The 19,662-nt window shown below is 70.8% G+C and carries 17 protein-coding genes; 9 read left to right on the top strand and 8 right to left on the bottom strand.

Features of this window, described 5'->3' with window-relative positions; genetic code table 11:
• Positions 1 to 243: 243 nt before the first annotated feature.
• The 4 genes from J7E93_RS28010 (at position 244) to cseC (ending at position 3,623) form a co-directional block, all read left to right on the top strand.
• Positions 244 to 807, top strand: a complete 564-nt coding sequence (locus tag J7E93_RS28010; RefSeq protein ID WP_158988241.1) for a SigE family RNA polymerase sigma factor — start codon at positions 244 to 246, stop codon at positions 805 to 807.
• Between the two features lie 74 nt (positions 808 to 881).
• A complete protein-coding gene (locus J7E93_RS28005) occupies positions 882 to 1,493 on the top strand; it encodes a hypothetical protein (protein WP_251067196.1) in 612 nt (203 codons plus the stop codon).
• A 95-nt stretch (positions 1,494 to 1,588) separates the two neighbouring features.
• Complete coding sequence (gene cseB / locus J7E93_RS28000) at positions 1,589 to 2,293, top strand: two-component system response regulator CseB (RefSeq protein WP_215072763.1); 705 nt, start codon at positions 1,589 to 1,591, stop codon at positions 2,291 to 2,293.
• A gap of 13 nt (positions 2,294 to 2,306) precedes the next feature.
• The gene (cseC, locus tag J7E93_RS27995; protein WP_215072762.1) at positions 2,307 to 3,623 is read left to right on the top strand and encodes a two-component system sensor histidine kinase CseC; all 1,317 of its coding nucleotides are present in this window, start codon (positions 2,307 to 2,309) and stop codon (positions 3,621 to 3,623) included.
• A 127-nt stretch (positions 3,624 to 3,750) separates the two neighbouring features.
• Here the strand turns inward: cseC and J7E93_RS27990 are convergent, their stop codons facing one another.
• Entirely contained in the window at positions 3,751 to 5,331 is a 1,581-nt protein-coding gene (locus J7E93_RS27990) for an MDR family MFS transporter (RefSeq protein WP_215072760.1), read from the bottom strand.
• Positions 5,332 to 5,459: 128 nt separating this feature from the next.
• Here J7E93_RS27990 and J7E93_RS27985 point away from each other — a divergent pair, with 128 nt between their 5' ends.
• Positions 5,460 to 6,017 (top strand): TetR/AcrR family transcriptional regulator, encoded by a 558-nt coding sequence (locus J7E93_RS27985; protein ID WP_215072759.1) that lies wholly within the window; start codon positions 5,460 to 5,462, stop codon positions 6,015 to 6,017.
• A gap of 15 nt (positions 6,018 to 6,032) precedes the next feature.
• Here the strand turns inward: J7E93_RS27985 and J7E93_RS27980 are convergent, their stop codons facing one another.
• A complete protein-coding gene (locus J7E93_RS27980; RefSeq protein ID WP_215072758.1) occupies positions 6,033 to 6,779 on the bottom strand; it encodes a M23 family metallopeptidase in 747 nt (248 codons plus the stop codon).
• A gap of 472 nt (positions 6,780 to 7,251) precedes the next feature.
• Here J7E93_RS27980 and J7E93_RS27975 point away from each other — a divergent pair, with 472 nt between their 5' ends.
• Genes J7E93_RS27975 through J7E93_RS27965 form a run of 3 tightly spaced genes read left to right on the top strand, consistent with a single transcriptional unit; the run spans position 7,252 to position 13,359 of the window.
• Positions 7,252 to 10,224: an NACHT domain-containing NTPase gene (locus J7E93_RS27975; RefSeq protein ID WP_215072757.1), complete on the top strand. Its 2,973-nt coding sequence runs from the start codon at positions 7,252 to 7,254 to the stop codon at positions 10,222 to 10,224.
• A 1-nt stretch (position 10,225) separates the two neighbouring features.
• Entirely contained in the window at positions 10,226 to 10,594 is a 369-nt protein-coding gene (locus J7E93_RS27970; RefSeq protein ID WP_308368811.1) for a trypco2 family protein, read from the top strand.
• Positions 10,594 to 13,359, top strand: a complete 2,766-nt coding sequence (locus J7E93_RS27965; protein WP_215072755.1) for a serine protease — start codon at positions 10,594 to 10,596, stop codon at positions 13,357 to 13,359. Before J7E93_RS27970 ends, J7E93_RS27965 begins: the two co-directional genes overlap by 1 nt.
• 89 nt (positions 13,360 to 13,448) lie before the next feature.
• Here J7E93_RS27965 and J7E93_RS27960 read toward each other — a convergent pair whose 3' ends face one another.
• Positions 13,449 to 15,977, bottom strand: coding sequence for an ATP-dependent Clp protease ATP-binding subunit (locus J7E93_RS27960; protein WP_215072753.1), 2,529 nt, complete (start codon positions 15,975 to 15,977; stop codon positions 13,449 to 13,451).
• Positions 15,978 to 16,450: 473 nt separating this feature from the next.
• On the opposite strand from J7E93_RS27960, the gene J7E93_RS27955 reads away from it, so the two are divergent.
• Positions 16,451 to 17,044 carry an SCO3374 family protein gene (locus tag J7E93_RS27955; RefSeq protein WP_215072752.1) on the top strand — a complete coding sequence of 198 codons (594 nt, stop codon included), beginning with the start codon at positions 16,451 to 16,453 and terminating at the stop codon, positions 17,042 to 17,044.
• Here J7E93_RS27955 and J7E93_RS27950 read toward each other — a convergent pair.
• The 5 genes from J7E93_RS27950 to J7E93_RS27930 form a co-directional block, all read right to left on the bottom strand.
• Complete coding sequence (locus tag J7E93_RS27950; RefSeq protein WP_215072751.1) at positions 17,023 to 17,358, bottom strand: Lsr2 family protein; 336 nt, start codon at positions 17,356 to 17,358, stop codon at positions 17,023 to 17,025. The two genes, J7E93_RS27955 and J7E93_RS27950, sit on opposite strands and share 22 nt — an antisense overlap.
• A gap of 144 nt (positions 17,359 to 17,502) precedes the next feature.
• Entirely contained in the window at positions 17,503 to 18,030 is a 528-nt protein-coding gene (locus tag J7E93_RS27945) for an amino-acid N-acetyltransferase (RefSeq protein WP_215072750.1), read from the bottom strand.
• 9 nt (positions 18,031 to 18,039) lie between these two features.
• On the bottom strand, positions 18,040 to 18,504 hold the full coding sequence (locus tag J7E93_RS27940; RefSeq protein WP_215072749.1) for a BlaI/MecI/CopY family transcriptional regulator: 465 nt from the start codon (positions 18,502 to 18,504) through the stop codon (positions 18,040 to 18,042).
• 180 nt (positions 18,505 to 18,684) lie between these two features.
• Positions 18,685 to 18,858 carry a hypothetical protein gene (locus J7E93_RS27935; protein ID WP_215072748.1) on the bottom strand — a complete coding sequence of 58 codons (174 nt, stop codon included), beginning with the start codon at positions 18,856 to 18,858 and terminating at the stop codon, positions 18,685 to 18,687.
• A 14-nt stretch (positions 18,859 to 18,872) separates the two neighbouring features.
• Positions 18,873 to 19,466: a hypothetical protein gene (locus J7E93_RS27930; protein WP_215072770.1), complete on the bottom strand. Its 594-nt coding sequence runs from the start codon at positions 19,464 to 19,466 to the stop codon at positions 18,873 to 18,875.
• Between the last annotated feature and the right edge of the window lie 196 nt (positions 19,467 to 19,662).

Genomic DNA, 19,662 nt, shown 5'->3' with positions numbered 1-19,662 from the left:
CTCCCGGCCTCTCCCGCTCCGGGCCCCTCCCGCTCCGGGCCCGGAGGAGCCCGCCCCGTGAGGAGCCCGCCCCGTGCGGAGCCCCCGTGAGGAGCCCGCCCCGTGCGGAGCCAGTCCCGTTACACAACCGATGGGCAGCCGTGCGTCCGCCGACGGCTGCCCCGGACAGGCCCGTGACAACCGCTCCGTAGCGTCATCGACGTCAGGGAAACGAGCAGGTCACGGGGATCGGAGGCGGTCGGGATGTCGCATGGCGAGGTACTCGACTTCGAGGAGTACGTACGCACTCGGCAGGACGCGCTGCTGCGCAGCGCGCGCCGTCTCGTCCCCGACCCCGTCGACGCGCAGGACCTCCTGCAGACCGCGTTGGTCCGGACGTACGGCCGCTGGGACGGGATCGCCGACAAGTCGCTCGCCGACGCCTATCTCCGCCGGGTGATGATCAACACGCGGACCGAGTGGTGGCGCGCCCGCAAGCTCGACGAGGTCCCCACCGAGCAGCTCCCCGACGCGTCCGTCGACGACGCCACCGAGCAGCACGCCGACCGGGCCCTGCTCATGGACATCCTCAAGGTCCTCGCGCCGAAGCAGCGCAGCGTCGTCGTGCTGCGCCACTGGGAGCAGATGAGCACGGAGGAGACCGCCGCGGCGCTCGGCATGTCGACGGGTACGGTGAAGTCCACGCTCCACCGAGCCCTGGCCCGTCTGCGTCAGGAGCTGGAGAGCCGCGGCGTCGAGGACGCCCGCGCGCTGGAGCGGTCGACCGTACGACGTGACGAACGGGGGCAGGACCGGTGCGCGGCCTAGGCGCCAGACGGAACGGCGACGAGGGGCCCGGTGGCGGCTCCCGGCCGGACCCCCGGGCGGCGAGCAGAACGGCGATGGCCGGGCTCGCCGCCGCCGGCATGCTCCTGGCCGGCTGCTCGACGGGCGGTACGGGCTCCCGGGACGAGGGAGCGGCCCGCGCGGACGAGGTGGCCTCCGCGGTCCCGAGCCCCTCCTCCTCCGCCTCCGCGGGACAGGCCGCCAAGCGGGTCGATCCGATCGCGCTGATCAAGGCGGACCCGAAGATCGGCGAACGTCTGAAGGCCGACCTGAAGCCCTGTGTCGCGGACGCCTACCCGGTGGACACCTCCTACGGGAACCTGACCGGCGGACCTTCGCCCGATGTCGTCGTCAACGTGATGACCTGCGGTGATGCCGTCGGCATCGGCACGTATGTGTACCGGGAGGAGAACGACCGGTACAAGAACGTCTTCATGGCGGAGGACGCGGCGGTCTATGCCACGATCGACCGCGGCGACCTGGTCGTCACCAAGCAGGTGTACGCCAAGGGCGACCCGGTGGCGTACCCCTCCGGCGAGGACGTGGTCACGTACCGATGGGCGGGGAACAAGTTCACCCAGCACGACTGGGTGCACAACGACTACAGCCGGGCGGTCGGCGACGGAGGCCTGGACGGCCCCGCACCGGCCGAGACCGCCGGCAACTGAGCGCCGGCTCGGATCAGAGACGGCACGGACGAAGACCACTCGCGAACCAGCACGCAGCGGCGGACGAGGAACGACGAGGAACCAGGAAGGGCGCGATGGCCGAGACCCATGTGCTGTTCGTCGAGGACGACGACGTCATCCGCGAAGCCACCCAGCTCGCACTGGAGCGGGACGGCTTCGCGGTGACCGCCATGCCCGACGGGCTCTCGGGCCTGGAGGCGTTCCGGGCGAACCGGCCCGACATCGCGCTGCTCGACGTGATGCTGCCCGGGATGGACGGCGTCAGCCTGTGCCGTCGGATCCGCGACGAGTCGACCGTTCCGGTGATCATGCTCTCCGCACGCGCCGACTCCATCGACGTCGTCCTGGGCCTGGAGGCGGGCGCGGACGACTACGTGACCAAGCCTTTCGACGGATCCGTGCTCGTGGCCCGGATCCGGGCGGTGCTGCGCCGCTTCGGACACGCGGGCGGCCCGGCGGCCGGTGACGCGCGGCGCGCCGACACGCCCGAGGGCGGGGTGCTGGTCTTCGGTGAGCTGGAGGTCGACACCGAGGGCATGGAGGTCCGCAGGGGCGGCGCGCCGGTCGGGCTGACCCCGACCGAGATGCGGCTGCTCCTGGAGTTCTCCTCCGCGCCGGGCACGGTGCTCTCCCGCGACAAGTTGCTGGAGCGGGTCTGGGACTACGGCTGGGGCGGCGACACCCGGGTGGTGGACGTCCACGTCCAGCGCCTGCGCACCAAGATCGGCCAGGACCGGATCGAGACGGTCCGCGGCTTCGGCTACAAGCTCAAGGGATGAAGCAGGTCAGCAGGTGAAACCGCCCGCCCTCCGTACGGGGGTCCGCTGGAAGATCGCCGTCGCCATCGCTGCCGTGGGCGCGCTCATCGCGGTCACCCTGAGCCTGGTGGTCCACAACTCGGCGCGCGTCTCGATGCTCGACAACGCGCGCGAGGTGCAGATGGAGCGGCTGCTCTTCGCCCAGCGGATGTACGAGAGCTCCAAGCCGAAGGAGCCCCGGTTCGGCACCAAGATCAACGATCCGATGCTGCCGCCGCAGCTCGACCAGCTCATGCGGGACAAGCGGCGCGGGACGTATGTGCAGGAGCACCGCCACGGTGGTCCGCCCGATGTGTGGGCGGCCGTGCCGCTCGCCAACGGGGACGTCCTGTCGCTGCACATCCCGTTCGCCGACCGCAGTGCGACGATCATGAAGGATCTCGACCGGGCCCTGGTCATCGGCTCGGTGTCGGTGGTCTTCGGCGGCTGCGCGCTCGGCGTGCTGATCGGCGCCCAGCTCTCGCGCCGGCTGCGGAAGGCCGCCGCCGCGGCCGGCCGGGTCGCGCAGGGCAACACGGACGTACGGGTGCGGGACGCGATCGGAGGAGTCGTACGGGACGAGACCGATGAGCTGGCCCGGGCGGTCGACGCGCTCACCGACGCCCTCCAGGAACGGATCGAGGCCGAGCGGCGGGTGACCGCCGACATCGCGCACGAGCTGCGCACCCCGGTGACCGGCCTGCTCACGGCCGCCGAGCTGCTGCCGCCCGGGCGTCCGACCGAACTCGTACGGGATCGGGCGCAGGCCATGCGGACGCTGGTCGAGGACGTGCTGGAGGTCGCCCGGCTCGACAGCGCGTCGGAGCGGGCCGAGCTCCAGGAGATCGCGCTCGGCGAGTTCGTGGAGCGGCGGGTGCGGGCGCTGGATCCGGAGGCGCCGGTGCAGGTCGTCCACGAGTCCTGGGTCAGCACCGACCCCCGGCGCCTGGAGCGGATCCTGGGCAATCTGCTCGCGAACGCGGCCAAGCACGGCAGGCCGCCGGTCGAGGTCACAGTCGAGGGCCGGGTGGTACGGGTCCGGGACCACGGGCCGGGCTTCCCCGAGGCGCTGCTGCGCGAGGGCCCGAGCCGCTTCCGCACCGGCGCCAGCGACCGGGCGGGCCAGGGTCACGGTCTCGGCCTGACGATCGCGGCCGGTCAGGCCCGGGTGCTGGGCGCCCGCCTGACCTTCCGCAACGCGGCCCCCGAGGGCACCCCGGAGGGGGCGGGCGGCGCGATCGCGGTGCTCTGGCTGCCGGACCACGCCCCGACGAACACCGGAAGCTTCCCGGTGATCAAGTTCGCGGACTGAGGCCGTACTCCGTCCGCACGAAGGCCCCTAGAAAGCGCCCGGGGCGCTTTCTAGGGGCCTTCCTCCGTACAGCGGTGTCGGACGGTCAGCGGTGTCGGGCCGTCAGCGGTGTCAGCCGTCGGCGGTGTCAGACCGTCTCGACGGCCTTCGGGCTCTCACCGCTTTCGGCGTCGACCGCCGCCTTCGGCGCCGGGCCCGCTCCGCGCAGGGCCACTTCCTTGACGAGGAAGGCCAGGACGAAGCCGATCACGGCGACCGCCGAGCCCACCAGGAAGGCCGAGTGGGTGCCGGAGGCCACCGCGTCCTGGTACGCCTCGCGCAGCGCGGCCGGGAGCTTCGCCAGGCTCGCGGCGTCGAGCTGGGCCGACTGCTGGGTGAGTTCCGAGCCGCCGTGCGCCGCCATCTCGTCCTGGACGCGGCTGGTGAAGAGCGCGCCCATGATCGCGACACCGAACGAGGAGCCGAGGGTGCGGAAGAGCGTGGTCGCGGAGGACGCGACGCCCATGTCCCGCATGTCGACGCTGTTCTGCGCGACGAGCATGGTGATCTGCATCAGGAAGCCCATGCCGGCGCCGAGCACGGCCATGTAGATCCCGGACGTGAGCCGTGAGGTGCCGGTGTCCATCTGGGCGAGCAGGAACAGGCCCAGGACCATCAGCGCGGTACCGATGATCGGGAAGATCTTGTACTTGCCGCTGTTGGTGGTGATCCGGCCGGAGATCAGCGAGACGACCATCATCGACAGCAGCATCGGCAGGAGCAGCAGACCGGAGTTGGTCGCGGAGGCGCCCTGGACGGACTGCTGGAACAGCGGCAGGAAGAGGACCGCGCCGAACATCACGAAGCCGGTGAGGAAGCCGATCACCGACATCAGGGTGAAGTTCCGGCTGCGGAAGATGTGCAGCGGCATGATCGGGTCGCTCGCGCGGGTCTCGGCCCACAGGAACGCGGCGAGCGCGGCGACACCGGCGAGCGAGAGTCCGACGATGGTCGCGGAGCCCCAGGCGTACTCCGTACCGCCCCAGGTGGTGACGAGGACGATCGAGGTGATGCCGACCGTCAGCAGTCCGGCGCCGAGGAAGTCGATCCGGGTGCCGGTGGCCCGCTCCTTCCTGGGCAGGTGGAGGACGGCGGTGACCATGGCGAGGGCGATCACGCCGAGCGGCAGGTTGATGTAGAAGGACCAGCGCCAGCCCCAGTGGTCGGTGATGGTGCCGCCGACGAGGGGGCCGCCGATCATGGCGAGGGCCATCACGCCGGCCATCATGCCCTGGTACTTGCCGCGCTCACGGGGCGGGATCAGGTCGCCGATGATCGCCATGACGCCGACCATCAGACCGCCGGCGCCCAGGCCCTGGATGGTGCGGAAGCCGATGAGTTGGCCCATGTCCTGGGCCATGCCGCTGAGCGCGGACCCGATCAGGAAGATCACGATCGCGGTCAGGAAGACGCCCTTGCGGCCGTACATGTCGCCGAGCTTGCCCCAGATGGGGGTGGAGGCGGCGGTGGCCAGGGTGTAGGCGGTGACGACCCAGGAGAGGTGCTCCAGTCCGCCGAGTTCGCCGACGATCGTCGGCATGGCCGTGCCGATGATCATGTTGTCGAGCATCGCGAGCAGCATCGCGATCATCAGGGCGAGAAGGACGACGCGGACGCTGCGCGGCTCTCGTTCTTCCTCGGTCGGTCTCACTGTCTCGGTCGTCGCCATGCTTCCCGCTCCCCACACCCTCGCCCGGCCGCTTACTTGCCGCCCGGCTAGTTACTAGACTCGGGGACGGTAAACCCGTAACTTGCCGGTCGTCAAGTAAGTAAACGTGTGGGAGAGCGAGAGCAGCCATGGCCCGAGGCAACACCCGCCAGCGCATCCAGGACGTGGCTCTCGAACTCTTCGCCGAGCAGGGTTACGAGAAGACCTCGCTGCGCGAGATCGCCGAGCGGCTCGACGTCACGAAGGCCGCGCTCTACTACCACTTCAAGACCAAGGAAGACATCCTGATCGGCCTCTTCCACGACCTCACCCGCCCCATGGACGAGCTGATCGAGTGGGCCGAGGAGCAGCCGCGCACGCTGGAGGTCAAGCAGGAGATCCTGCGCCGCTACCAGGTGGCGCTGAGCAGCGCCGTCCCGCTGTTCCGCTTCATGCAGGAGAACCAGGCCACGGTGCGGGAGCTGAGCATCGGCCTGACCTTCAAGGAGCGCATGATCACGCTGTCGGGCCTGATCCAGGAGCCGGACCTCGCCCTGACCGAGCGGGTCCGCTGCATCAGCGCGCTCTTCACGATGCACGCCGGCATGTTCTTCATGGACAACGTCGAGGGCGACCCCGAGGAGAAGCGTGAAGCCGTCCTCGAGGTCGCCCTGGACCTGATCACTCAGGCGCACCGCGCCCGGTGAGCCGTTCGCGTCGGATCAGATGGTGATGCCGACGGAGCGCAGGAACGCGGCCGGGTTGAGCGCGGAGCCGTAGTTCGGGGTCGTACGGATCTCGAAGTGCAGGTGCGGGCCGGAGGAGTTGCCGGTGTTGCCGGACAGCGCGATCTTCTGGCCGGCGCCGACCTTCTGGCCGATGCCCACGTTGATCTTCGACAGGTGGGCGTACTGCGAGTACTTGCCGTTGGCGTGCTTGATGACGATGGCGTTGCCGTACGCCGGGCCGTCACCGCCGCCGTTCGGGCCGGCCTTCACGACCGTGCCGGCACCCGCGGCCTTGACGGCGGTGCCGACCGGAACGGCGAAGTCCTGGCCGGAGTGCTTGTGGGACCACATGGCGCCGCCCTGGTTGAAGCTGGCGGTCAGGGTGTAGGAGCTGACCGGCTTGACCCAGGACGGGCTCTTCTTGGCGGCGACCGGGGCGGCCTTCTTGACGGCCTTCTTCACGGCGGCCTTCTTGGCGGCCGCCTGCTTCGCGGCCGCCTGCTTGGCAGCCGCCGCCTGCTTGGCCGCGGCGGCCTGGGTGGCCTGGGTGGCGGCCAGGGCCTGGGCATCGGCCTGCGCGGCGACGGCGGCGGACGCGCTGGTCGCGGCGGACGCGAGGGTGGCCTTGCCCTCGGCGGCGAAGGCGGACCCTGCTCCGGCCACCAGCGTCGCTCCCAGGCCCGCGGTGGCGAGAGCAACGGCGGTGACACGGGCGGCGGGGTTCATGACGCGCTTCGACATACGGGGGAAAACCTCCGGGCAGAACGGGACCCGACGCGAGCGGTGCGCCGGGCTGGCCATCCCTTGGTAACCCGGACCCCCATCCGGGCCAAAACACCCCATCTACGACATCACGTCGTAGCGATCTCCCTGGAAGTTCAGGTCTTGACCACCCCGGACCCTCGACCTGAATTCGGACAAACCACCCCAAGAGAAGCGGTTTATCCGCACGTCGGACCTGCCCCTTTGCGACCAAGAGGGCTCACCCCAGGCGGTTCGTGACCCCTCGGGACCAAAGTCCCGCCACCATGACCCTGAACGTCCCGAATCGACACCAAACGCCAGCACTATTCCGGCTAGTACCGTCCGAAACGCCTGTGCGCCTTGTCACGGCGCCCCCACCCCGAATGCGACCTGGGTCACGCAACCAGGGCCCGTCGAACACCGTCCCGCACTACGCTGACCGCTTCGGGGACGTACGGGGGGGACACCTATGGATCCAGCACTCATCGGCCTGCGCCTCGCCTCCGGCGCGATCGGCCCGCTGCTGAGGAAACTCCTGGTCAGCGATCTCCCGGGGGCGGGCCTGCCCGGTCACGGGCGCCGTATCCGCCTCTCCGGCCTCGTCTCCTTCCGCGGCGAGAAGCGCACCCTGACGGAGAGGGACGTCCGCGCGCTCGCCGCGACGCTGGTCGAGCGCGCCCTGACGGACCGCGGCGAGCCTCCGTTCCCCGCCGACGAGACCGAGGCCGTCACCGACACCCTCGCCACCACGCTCCTCGCCCTCGGCGACCTCGACATGGACGACGTCCAGGCCGTCCGCCTCGGCCACCGCGATCTGGCCCGCCGCCTGCGGGCGGCCGCTCCGGCCCCCGACGGCCTGTCGACGGACTCCGTCCTCTTCCTCGCGTCGCTCACCGAGTGGGCCTGCCTGCACATCCTGGAGTTCTTCACCCAGCGCTCGACCTTCGTGGCACGGACCCTGGTCGAGCAGACACGGGGCCAGGCCGAGCTGATCGCCAAGGTCGACGCCCTGATCACCCGCACCCCGCGGCCGGACGGCCGGGACACGGAGTTCGAGCGGCGCTATCTGGAGCACCTGGCGAAGAAGCACGGCCGGCTGACGATCTACGGCATCGACCTGCACCGCTCGCCGGACCGGTGGCCGCTGGACATGGCGTACCTGTCACTGGAGGCGACGGCGCCCACGGGGCTCGACCCGTGGTTCCCGGCCGCCGGGGGCGGCGTCCGGGAGGCCGACGGCCTCGGCACGCCGACGCCCACGTTCTCCGACGAGGAGCTGCCGCCGGACGACATCGTCCCCCTCCACCGGTTGCCCGACTCCCTCCGCGCCGACCTCGCCCTTGCCCGCCACGACAAGGTCCTGCTGCGCGGCCTGGCCGGCTCCGGCAAGACCACGCTCGTCCAGTGGCTGACGGTCTCGGCGGCCACCGAGAGCCGGGCCGAGGGCATGGCGTACCTCCGGGACCGCATCCCCTTCGTCCTCCCGCTGCGCACCCTCACCCGCCACGGCGAACGGCTCCCGGCCCCCGACCGCTTCCTCTCCGCCGCCGGCTGCCCGCTCACGCCGCCCGAGGGCTGGGCCGACCGCGTCCTCGCCGCCGGGCGCGGCCTGGTCCTCGTCGACGGCATCGACGAGGTCCCCGAGGCCGAGCGCGGGCGCGCCCGCGGCTGGCTGCGCGACCTCCTCGCCGCCTACGACGGCAACCGCTGGCTGGTGACCTCCCGCCCCACCGCCGTCGGCGACGACTGGCTGACCCCCGACGGCTTCACCGAACTGACCCTCTCCCCGATGTCCCGCGCCGAGGTCACCACCTTCGTACACCGCTGGCACCAGGCCGCGGGACCGGAGGCTGAGCCATACGAACAGCCCCTCCTCGACGCCCTGCGCACCGCCGAGCACGTCGCCCAGCTCGCCACCAACCCCCTGATGTGCGGCCTCATCTGCGCCCTGCACCGCGACCGCCGCGGATTCCTCCCCCGGGGCCGCAAGGCGCTGTACGAGGCCGCGCTCTCCATGCTCCTCGCGCGACGCGACCGCGAGCGGGACATGAGGGCGCCGTACGGGATCGAGCTCGGCGAGGCCCCGCAGATCCAGCTGATCCAACGGCTCGCGTACTGGCTGACGCTCAACGGCCGGACCCAGATGGACCGTTCGCGCGCCGAGTCGATCGTGCGTTCGGCCGTCCCGGCCGTCCCGGAGGCGGCGGGCTTCGACGACCCGGACGCGGTCTTCACCCACCTGCTGCACCGCAGCGGCCTGCTGCGCGAACCGGCCCCGGACACCGTCGACTTCGTCCACCGCACCTTCCAGGACCACCTCGCGGCGAAGGCCCTCGTCGACGACTGGCACATCGGCGTCCTCGTCGACCACGCGGCGGACGACCAGTGGGAGGACGTCATCCGCATGGCGGTCGGCCACGCCCGCCCGCGCGAATGCGCCGAGATCTTCGGCGAGTTGCTGAAGGCGGCCGACGCGACGGAGGATCGCCGCACCCAGCTCCGCATCCTGGTGGTGGCGGCGACGGCCCTGGAGGAGGCGACGGAGGTGTCCCCGGAGATCCGGGAACGGATCCTGGCACGGACGGCGGAGGTGATCCCGCCGCGCGATCCGGGGGAGGCGCGGGAACTGGCGTCGGTGGGGCGGGCGGTACTGGATCTGTTGCCGGGGCCGGAGGGGCTGGACGCGGACGAGGCGCGAGGGGTGGTCATCGCGGCCACCCATGTGCGGAGCGATGCGGCCCTGCCCTTCCTCGCGCAGTTCGTCGACCACCCCGACGTGCTGGTCCGCTCACAGCTGATGTGGGCCTGGTCCCGGTTCGAGACCGCCCCGTACGCGCGGGAGATCATCGCCCGGCTCGACCCGGACCTGCTCCACTTCACCGTCCGCTCGGACGAACAGGCCCACGAGATCGCGCACATGGGGGTACGCCCCCAGCACCTGGACATCCGCCGGGGCGTCTCCGCCTGGGGACTGGAGGCGCTGCACCCCCAGCTCGCGTCGGCCGCCACCGTGCGCCTCGAACCCTCCGACTTCTCCCTCCTGGAGGCCGTCCCCGCCGAGAACCTGCTGAACTCCCTGAGCCTGAGCCTGAGCCTTCACGAGGGGGACCGGCTCACCGAGGAGCAGTGGCAGGCCGTCGCCTCGATGGAGCGGCTCGACGGGCTCAGCACGACGGCGCGGATCCTGTCCAGCTGTCCCGAGACGGTCCGGCTGCCCGGCGTCACCCTGCTCGACCTCCGCTGCGAACGCGCCGATCCGCCCCTCGCCCGGATCGCCCGCCTCTTCCCCGGGCTGGAACGCGTGACCCTCGTGGGCTTCCCCCGCAGCCGCCCCCACGACGTCTCACCGCTGGCCCCGCTCCAGCACCTCTCCGTGGCGATCCTGCTGGGCGCCGAGACCGTCGGCGAGGAGCATCTCCCCGCCGTCGAAGTCATCACATGACGTGCCCGCCCCCGCCCTCCCCCGGTACGTTCCGATCAGGACCGACATCGAGCTCGCCGACGCCATCGAGTCCGTACGCGACCAACTCGTCGAGGCCGCCGCCCGCTCCACCGGCCGGCCCGTCGCCTTCGAAGTGGGCGACATCGAGATGGAGTTCACCATCGAGCTCCGCAAGGAGGTGAAGGCCGGGGCCAAGGTCAAGGCCTGGGTCGTCGAGGCCGGCGCCGACGCCTCCCGGACACGGGGCGAGACCCATCGCGTCTCCTTCACCCTCAAGCCCCGGAACGCGGCGACGGGCGGGGCGTGGCTCGTCGGAAACGAGGACGCCGCAGACACCTCCGATTTCGGCGGCGCCGGAACGGGCGACTGATGGGCCGCGATGCCGACGCGCCGGTCGCCCGTGGCGTGGTCGCCGTCCGGGCCCAGTACTCCGGGCAGCAGGGCAGCGGGGTCCTCCTCACTTCACAGACCGTCCTGACCTGCGCCCATGTGCTCGGGCAGGACAACCACGCATGGGTCGCGGCACCGGGGACGGCCGGCCGGCGCCTCTTCCGCCTGGTCTGGTCGGACTCCCGGCTCGACGCCGCGCTCCTCCAGTTACCCGGTGACGCCCCTGTGCCCGGGTCGATGGCCCGGCCGGCCGCCGTCGCCACCGACCGCCCGCTGCCGGGCTGCGAGGTCGTCGGTTTTCCGCGCGTACAGCGTTACGACGAGGGCCGGAAGCTGGAGAGCGACCAGTACACCGGCACCCTCCTGCCCCTTGCGGGGCTCATCCGCCGCACCATGATCCTCGAACTCGACCGGCCCCCGGCCGCAGAGCGGGCCGACGGCCTCTCGCCCCTCGCCGGCCTGTCCGGCGCGCCGGTCCACGTGGGCGACTCCCTTCTCGGCATCGTCAAGGCCGTCCCGCGCGGCCGCGGCCACCGCCGCCTGGAATGCGTACCGATCAGCGCCATCGTCACGGCCGACGGCTTCGCCGACGCGTTCGAGGACGCGACCGGCTGGGACGCGCCCACCACGACCGCCCACACCCCGCACACCACCGGCGACTCCCCGTACGAGCAGGAGTACGCCGAGGCCCTCGGCGCCGCCTATCGCAGGACCCGGATCTTCGGTCTCGACGAACTCGGCAAGCGCGCCGCCGAATGGGACCTCGACACGGCCTATCTCTCGCTGGAGGCCGTCTCACGGGACCGGGAGGGCGTCGCCGTACCCCGCCGGATCGACGACCTGCTCGCCGCCCGCCCCCGGGTCCTGCTGCGCGGTGACGCGGGCGCGGGGAAGACCACCCTGGTGTGGTGGCTGGCCGCCCACGCAGCCGCCGGCACCCTCGGCGGGGAGCTGGCCGAACTCAACGGCCTGGTGCCGTTCGTCGTCCCCCTGCGCACCCTGCGGGCCCGGGGCGCGGGCTTCCCCGCCCCCGCCGAATTGCCCGCAGTGGCAGGCCTGATGGTGGACACGGCGCCCGACGGCTGGGTCGGGCGGGTGCTCGCGGCGGGCCGCGGGCTGCTGCTCGTCGACGGCCTGGACGAGGTACCCGAGCGGGACCGAGAAGACGCGCACGCCTGGCTCTGCGGACTGCTCTGCCGCTACCCGCGCACGCGCTGCGTCGCGACGGTACGCCCCCACGCCGTCGAACCCGACTGGCTCGGGGCCGAGGACTTCCAGGAACTGGCCCTCCTCCCGCTGCGCGGCCCCGACATCGAGGCCTTCGTCGCCGCCTGGCACGGAGCGGCCCGGCTGGATGCCGACGAACGGGACCGGGCCGTTCTCGACGACCTCGAACGGGACCTGTCCCAGCAGTTCCGGCACAACCCGTCCCTCTCCGAGCTGGCCCGCACCCCGCTCCTCTGCGCGGTGATCTGCGCACTGCACCGGCTGCACGAGGGCTTCCTCCCCGAGACCCGCTGGGAGCTGTACGCCTCGGCGCTCCAGATGCTCCTCGGCACCCGTGACGAACGGCGTCGGATCGACGCCCCCGACGGCATCCGCATGAACGTGGAGGAGCACCAGCAGCTCCTCCAGCGCCTGGCGGCCTGGCTGGTCCGCGGCGGCCAGACCGAGTTCACCCGCGAGCAGGCCCTGCACCGCCTGGACCGGACGCTCCCGGGCATGCCCCGCGTCCAGGCGCAGGGCACGAGCGAGGAGATCCTCACCCACCTGATCAACCGGAGCGGCCTCCTCCAGGAGCGCACGGACGACGTCTTCCAGTTCGCCCACCGCACCTTCCAGGACTTCCTGGCGGCGAAGGAGTTCGTCGAGGACGACCTGCTGAAGGAACTCCTCCGCCACGCTCATGATCAGCAGTGGCACGACGTCCTGCTCCTCGCCGCCGGCCACTGCTCCAGGCGTGAGCTTCCGGTCCTGGTCGAGGGCCTGCTCGCGGCGGGCTCCGCCACCCGGAAACGGGACACGAAGACCACCCTGTACGTCCTGGCGGCGCTCTGCGCCCAACACGCGGCCTGGCTGTCGGAGCCTCTGCACCAGCGGGTCCGCACGGCCGTGCGGTCCGTGATCCCGCCGAGAGGATCGGAACAGATGGGCCAGCTGGCGCTGCTCGGCGGTTACGTGCTGCCGCTGCTGCCGGGGCCGGGAGAGGTGACGAAGGGCGCCGTCGAGGCGGTCACGGGACTGATCACCGCGATCGGCGGGACGCAGGCCCTCCCGTACGCCCGTGCCTTCGCCGAGAACGGAGAGGCCCGCCGGTTCTCGGGGGACTGGGACTGTTTCCCCGCGGAGGGCTTCGCCCGGCAGGTCCTCCCCCATCTGCCGGCGGGGGAACCGGTGGGCGTCAGCACCGTCCAGCAGCTGCGGTTGCTCCGCGATGTGCCCCACGTCAGTGCCGTCATGCTCGGAGGCGACTACCCCGCGGGCACGATCGCGCGGGAATTGGGCGACCGTGCCCTCTCCTTTCTGGCCATCCTGGCCAGCTCCCGTATGACCACGCTCGACGAGCTGCGCTCCCTCGACTGCTCCCGGCTCACCCAGCTGTACATCGGCGGCTGTCCCTCCCTGACACTGGACCTCACCCCGTTCCATCCGCTGACGGATCTCGAGGTCAAGGTCTCCGGTGTCCGCCGTAGGAACATCCTCGGCGCCGCCGCCCTCGGCGACCGCCTCACCGTCGAGCCGTAGCCGGAGCCGTAGCCGGGAGCCGTGGCCCAAAAGGGGCGGCCCCGGACTCTTCCGAGTCCGGGGCCGCCCCTGTCATGCGATCGGAACGCTTACGCGTCCTTCGAGAGGTTCGGGCCGGTGCTGCCGCCCGTCGCCTGCTCGATCGGCGGGGCGTCCGGCAGCGCCGACTTCTCCTCGCCGCGGAAGGTGAACTTCTTCTGCTCACCCTCGCCCTCGGTGTCCACGACCACGATGTGACCGGGGCGCAGCTCGCCGAAGAGGATCTTCTCGGAGAGCGAGTCCTCGATCTCGCGCTGGATCGTCCGGCGCAGCGGCCGGGCGCCCAGAACGGGGTCGTAACCCTTCCTGGCGAGCAGCTCCTTCGCGGACTGGGAGAGCTCGATGCCCATGTCCCGGTCCTTCAGGCGCTCGTCGACCCGGCCGATCATCAGGTCGACGATCTGCAGGATGTCGTCCTCGGTGAGCTGCGGGAAGACGATGACGTCGTCCACACGGTTGAGGAACTCCGGGCGGAAGTGCTGCTTCAGCTCGTCGCTGACCTTCGCCTTCATCCGCTCGTAGTTGGACTTCGTGTCGCCCTGGGCGGCGAAGCCCAGGTTGAAGCCCTTCGAGATGTCCCGGGTCCCGAGGTTGGTCGTCATGATGATGACCGTGTTCTTGAAGTCCACGACCCGGCCCTGGGAGTCGGTCAGTCGACCGTCCTCCAGGATCTGGAGAAGGGAATTGAAGATATCGGGGTGGGCCTTCTCGACCTCGTCGAAGAGGACGACGGAGAACGGCTTGCGGCGCACCTTCTCGGTGAGCTGGCCGCCCTCTTCGTAGCCCACGTATCCGGGGGGAGAACCGAAGAGGCGGGAAACCGTGTGCTTCTCGCTGAACTCCGACATGTCGAGGGAGATCATCGCGTCCTCGTCGCCGAAGAGGAATTCGGCGAGCGCCTTGGACAGCTCGGTCTTACCGACGCCGGACGGGCCGGCGAAGATGAACGAGCCACCGGGGCGCTTGGGGTCCTTCAGACCGGCTCGCGTACGACGGATCGCCCGCGAGAGGCCGATGACCGCGTCCCTCTGACCGATGACGCGCCGGTGGAGCTCGTCCTCCATGCGGAGCAGCCGCGAGGACTCCTCCTCGGTCAGCTTGAAGACCGGGATGCCGGTGGCGGTCGCGAGGACCTCGGCGATCAGATCGCCGTCGACCTCGGCGACGACGTCCATGTCGCCGGCCTTCCACTCCTTCTCCCGCTTGGCCTTCGCCGCCAGCAGCTGCTTCTCCTTGTCGCGGAGAGAGGCCGCCTTCTCGAAGTCCTGGGAGTCGATCGCGGACTCCTTGTCCCGGCGGACGCCGGCGATCTTCTCGTCGAACTCGCGGAGGTCCGGCGGCGCGGTCATCCGGCGGATGCGCATCCGGGAGCCGGCCTCGTCGATCAGGTCGATCGCCTTGTCCGGGAGGAAGCGGTCCGAGATGTACCGGTCGGCCAGGGTCGCGGCCTGGACGAGGGCCTCGTCCGTGATGGAGACACGGTGGTGGGCCTCGTAGCGGTCGCGCAAACCCTTGAGGATCTCGATCGTGTGCGGCAGCGACGGCTCGGCGACCTGGATGGGCTGGAAGCGGCGCTCGAGGGCGGCGTCCTTCTCCAGGTACTTGCGGTACTCGTCGAGCGTGGTGGCACCGATGGTCTGGAGCTCACCGCGGGCCAGCATCGGCTTGAGGATGCTGGCGGCGTCGATCGCGCCCTCGGCGGCACCCGCACCCACGAGGGTGTGGAGCTCGTCGATGAACAGGATGATGTCGCCGCGGGTGCGGATCTCCTTGAGGACCTTCTTCAGGCGCTCCTCGAAGTCACCGCGGTAGCGGGAGCCGGCGACCAGCGCGCCGAGGTCGAGGGTGTAGAGGTGCTTGTCCTTGAGGGTCTCGGGCACCTCGCCCTTGACGATGGCCTGCGCCAGGCCTTCGACGACGGCGGTCTTGCCGACGCCGGGCTCGCCGATGAGGACCGGGTTGTTCTTCGTGCGGCGGGACAGCACCTGCATGACCCGCTCGATCTCCTTCTCGCGCCCGATGACCGGGTCGAGCTTGGACTCACGAGCGGCCTGGGTGAGGTTCCGGCCGAACTGGTCGAGGACCAGGGACGTCGAGGGGGTGCCCTCGGCAGGACCGCCGGCGGTGGCGGCTTCCTTGCCCTGGTAGCCGGAGAGCAGCTGGATGACCTGCTGCCGCACCCGGTTGAGATCGGCGCCCAGCTTCACGAGGACCTGGGCGGCCACGCCCTCGCCCTCGCGGATCAGGCCGAGCAGGATGTGCTCCGTGCCGATGTAGTTGTGGCCGAGCTGGAGGGCCTCACGGAGCGACAGCTCCAGGACCTTCTTGGCGCGAGGGGTGAAGGGGATGTGCCCGGACGGGGCCTGCTGCCCCTGCCCGATGATCTCCTCCACCTGCTGGCGGACCGCCTCGAGCGAAATCCCGAGGCTCTCCAGGGCCTTAGCGGCGACACCCTCACCCTCGTGGATAAGGCCCAGGAGGATGTGCTCGGTGCCGATGTAGTTGTGGTTGAGCATCCGGGCTTCTTCCTGAGCCAGGACGACAACCCGCCGCGCGCGGTCGGTGAACCTCTCGAACATCGTTAATCGCTCCTCAGAGCGGTCAGTCAGTTAGGGGTCGATCCCCTCCCTGTCCTTCCGCAGCTTAGTCCCGCAAGCGGGGACCGCTCATTCCAACTGCCGACATCCGTCCGGATCACCCCCTTGTCTGCGGGGAGACCTGCTGCCGAACAGCCGACAAATGCTCCAACCCGATGGTGCGAGACGATGTTCCCGCAGGCCAAGCAGTTACCCGCGCCTTGAGTACGCCGATGGCGAACGTGAGACGCCGAAGCCCGCGAGTCGCCCCTCCTCACTAGGAATGTCTTACCCGTAAGCACTGACAGTCCATGCGAAACTCCCGGGTTCCCTCCGCTACGGGCGAACATCCTTGCGCTCTCGAATGCACCCGTAGCCCCGCACAGACGTCCAACCCGGACACACTCCGCGCCGGGCCGAGGACTCTGCGTCACCGTCAGGCGTAACCAACACGTCCTCCCGGGAGTTCCCCGGGCATGCCCCTCACCGTCCCGCTCCCCCGCACGCCGCTCGACGGCGACCCGGCGCGGTGGTACGAGAACGAGCTCGGCTGGGCGGCCGTGGACGGCCCGCCGGTGCAGCTGGTCACCGGGGTGCGCTTCGACGTCCTGGAGCTGCCGGCGGCGGCCGGCCGGGCGGTGCTGCGCAGGCGGGGCCTCGCCACCGGACCGGTGGCCCTCATGGGGCGGAGGATGCGACTGCTCGTGGCCGCGGGGAGCGCGGAGGAGCTGCCGGGGCTGCTCGACTGGCTGGAGTGGGGCGGGATCTCACTGGATCTCGCCGCCCTGGGCGCGGGCGGCCGGATGACCGCCCCCATCCCCCCAGGATGGAGCGGTTCCGGCACGCCGGGCGCCGCGGTGTGGCTGCGCGCCCCCGAGCCGGGCCACGAAGGGGAATCCTCGCTGCCGGCCCTGCGGGCCGCGGGGCGGGGCGATGCGGGCGCCCCCTGTCTCGTACGGCTCGTGACCGCCGCCGCCGCGGAGTGCCACCGGGTGCGGCTGCTGGGTGGTCGCCCCGACGCGTGGCCGGTGTCCCAGCAGCGGACGCCTCAGCGGTTGGCGTCCTCGTAGGCGGCCTTGATCTCCGCGGGGACACGGCCGCGGTCGTTCACGTTGTAGCCGTTCTCCTTGGCCCACGCGCGGATCTTCGCGGTGTCGGGGCTGCCGCCGGTGGCGACCCGGCCCTTGCCGCGCGTACCGGCGCTGCGGCCACCGGTGCGCCGACCACTCTTCGTGTACGGCTCGAGGAGGCCACGGAGCTTGTCCGCGTTGGCGGTGGTGAGGTCGATCTCGTAGGTCTTGCCGTCCAGCGCGAACGTCACGGTCTCGTCCGCCTCGACACCGTCGAGGTCATCGACAAGAAGGACCTGAACCTTCTGTGCCACCGGATTTCCTTTCATCGAAAATGCAGTACGCGGAAAGGAAACCGCTTTTCCCGGAAAAACACAAACCCCTGGCAGAGGTTCAGAACCCCGGCAACGCGGGAAACGTACGCGATTCGGACATAGGGTTCCGCGCGCTCGTTACGATCACAGGTGCAGAAGCATCCGGCTGTTGCCCAAGGTGTTCGGCTTCACTCGTTCGAGACCGAGGAACTCGGCGACACCCTCGTCATAGGAACGCAGGAGCTCGCTGTACACATCTCCGTCGACCGGAGTCTCGCCGATCTCGACGAAGCCGTGCTTCGCGAAGAAGTCGACTTCGAAGGTCAGGCAGAATACCCGGCGCACACCGAGCCATCGGGCGGTGTGCAGCAACTTGTCGAGCACGTGATGTCCGACGCCCGCGCCCTTGAACTCCGGATCGACGGCGAGAGTACGTACCTCGGCGAGGTCTTCCCACATCACATGGAGTGCGCCGCAGCCGACGACCACCGCGTCCTCGTCGCGTTCGGCGACCCAGAACTCCTGGATGTCCTCGTAAAGGGTCACCGTCGCTTTGTCGAGCAGGATGCCGCGGCGGACGTACGGATCGACGAGCCGTCGCACCGCGGCGACATCACTGGTGCGGGCACGGCGAACGGTGACGGCTTTTGAAGCGGAGGAGGACGACGACATGGGGGGACGTTATCGCCCCGAGTCCGCCGCGCCGGAGTCACCCTGGGCCCCGCCCGTGGGGCCGCCCTCGGGGGCACTCGGGGAGGCGCTCTCCGCGGTGCCCGGGTCGGGGACGTTGTGCCCGACGATGCGGATGGCGTCGGTGAGCGCCTCGCGCTGCTCGCTCGACATCATCCCGAAGAAGGCGACGAGTGCGGCGGCCGGGTTGTCGCTCTGGGACCAGGCCTCGTTCATCAGGGCGGCCGAGTAGGCGGCCCGGGTGGAGACCGCGGTATATCGATAGGCACGCCCGTCGACTTCCCTGCGCACCCAGCCCTTCTGATGGAGATTGTCCATTACGGTCATGACGGTGGTGTAGGCGATGGACCGTTCCTGCTGGAGATCCTCCAGGACTTCCCGGACGGTCACCGGACGGTTCCATTGCCAGACGCGTGTCATGACGGCGTCTTCGAGCTCTCCCAATTGACGGGGCACAACCCCCACCATAGTGCGCGTCGCGGGAATGGCTGGTTATTGACGTAGTAAACGCAATAAAAAGGACGTACGACTCTAAATCGGTCGCACGTCCTCGGTGCGGGCGGCTCGGCCGCCCCGGTACGGCTCGGCTGGGGCCTGCCTCCCAGACGGGCCCCGGGTCCAGGCCCTGGCCTGGGCCTAGGAGGCGCCGCCGGCCTGGCGGGTGGCCTCGGCGCGGGCGGGGGCGGCGTCCACGGCCGCGTCCTCCTTGGCCTTGTTGGGGCCGCCCTGGCTCTTGACGATCGTGACGACGAGACCGATGAAGAAGGCGGCCATCACGACGGGGGGCAGGAGCGCGGATACGTAGTCCATGGCGTCCAGAGTAGCTATCCGGCGACGCGTTCCTCGGGCGGGGGCGGCGGTACGGGGCGTCGGCGCGGCGGGAACACCTCGGAGGGTTTGGGCACCGGCCGCTCACCGGGGACGGGTGGTTTGGGGGTGCTCGGTTTCGGCTCGTCGGCGGCGGCCCGACCGCCGGGCAGGGCGAGCAGCCTGGCGCGGGGCCGGGGAGGTGTCGGCGTGGGGGTGGTGGGCGCGGTCGCCTGGGTGACGCGGGCGAGGCGGGCGCGCACGGAGCGTTCGGCGAGCACCTGGCAGCGCTCCAGGAGGCCGGCCGCCCGGGGGTGGGCGCGCAGCGCGCGCAGGGCGGCGAGGTCGTCGGCCTCGGGGTCGTAGCCGGCGGCGAGGGCGTCCTGGAGGAGTTCCAGATAGCCGGGGAGCGACCCGGGCAGGGCCTCGCGGTAGCGGGTCAGGTCGGCGAGGAGGAAGGCGCGCAGCCGGCCGGCCTCGCGGACGGCGTCGTCCAGGGACTCGGCGAGGCGCAGGCAGTCCTGGACGTCCTCGTCCTGGAGGGCGGCGGGGTGGAGGGCGGTGGCGAGAGCACGTCGGAGCACACGCAGCTCGTCCGCGCTGAACGCCATGCCGCCGCGGGATCCGTATGGCGTGGGCATGAGGTGACGATACGCGCTAATCGGACAAATTTCGTTTACCGATCATCCCCGGGCGCGTTGCGTTCGGGGGGAGGGAGGTGAGGTACGGCGGGATGGGGGCGGGCGGGGGCGCGAGCGCCGGGCGGGCGCAGGGACGCGGGCGCCGGGACGAGCGGCGTGTGCTCCG

Source organism: Streptomyces sp. ISL-36 (assembly GCF_018614205.1).
In the GTDB taxonomy this organism is placed as follows: Bacteria; Actinomycetota; Actinomycetes; order Streptomycetales; family Streptomycetaceae; genus Streptomyces.
Note: the sequence above shows the minus strand (reverse complement) of the source record. Positions and strands in the feature narration are given on the sequence as shown.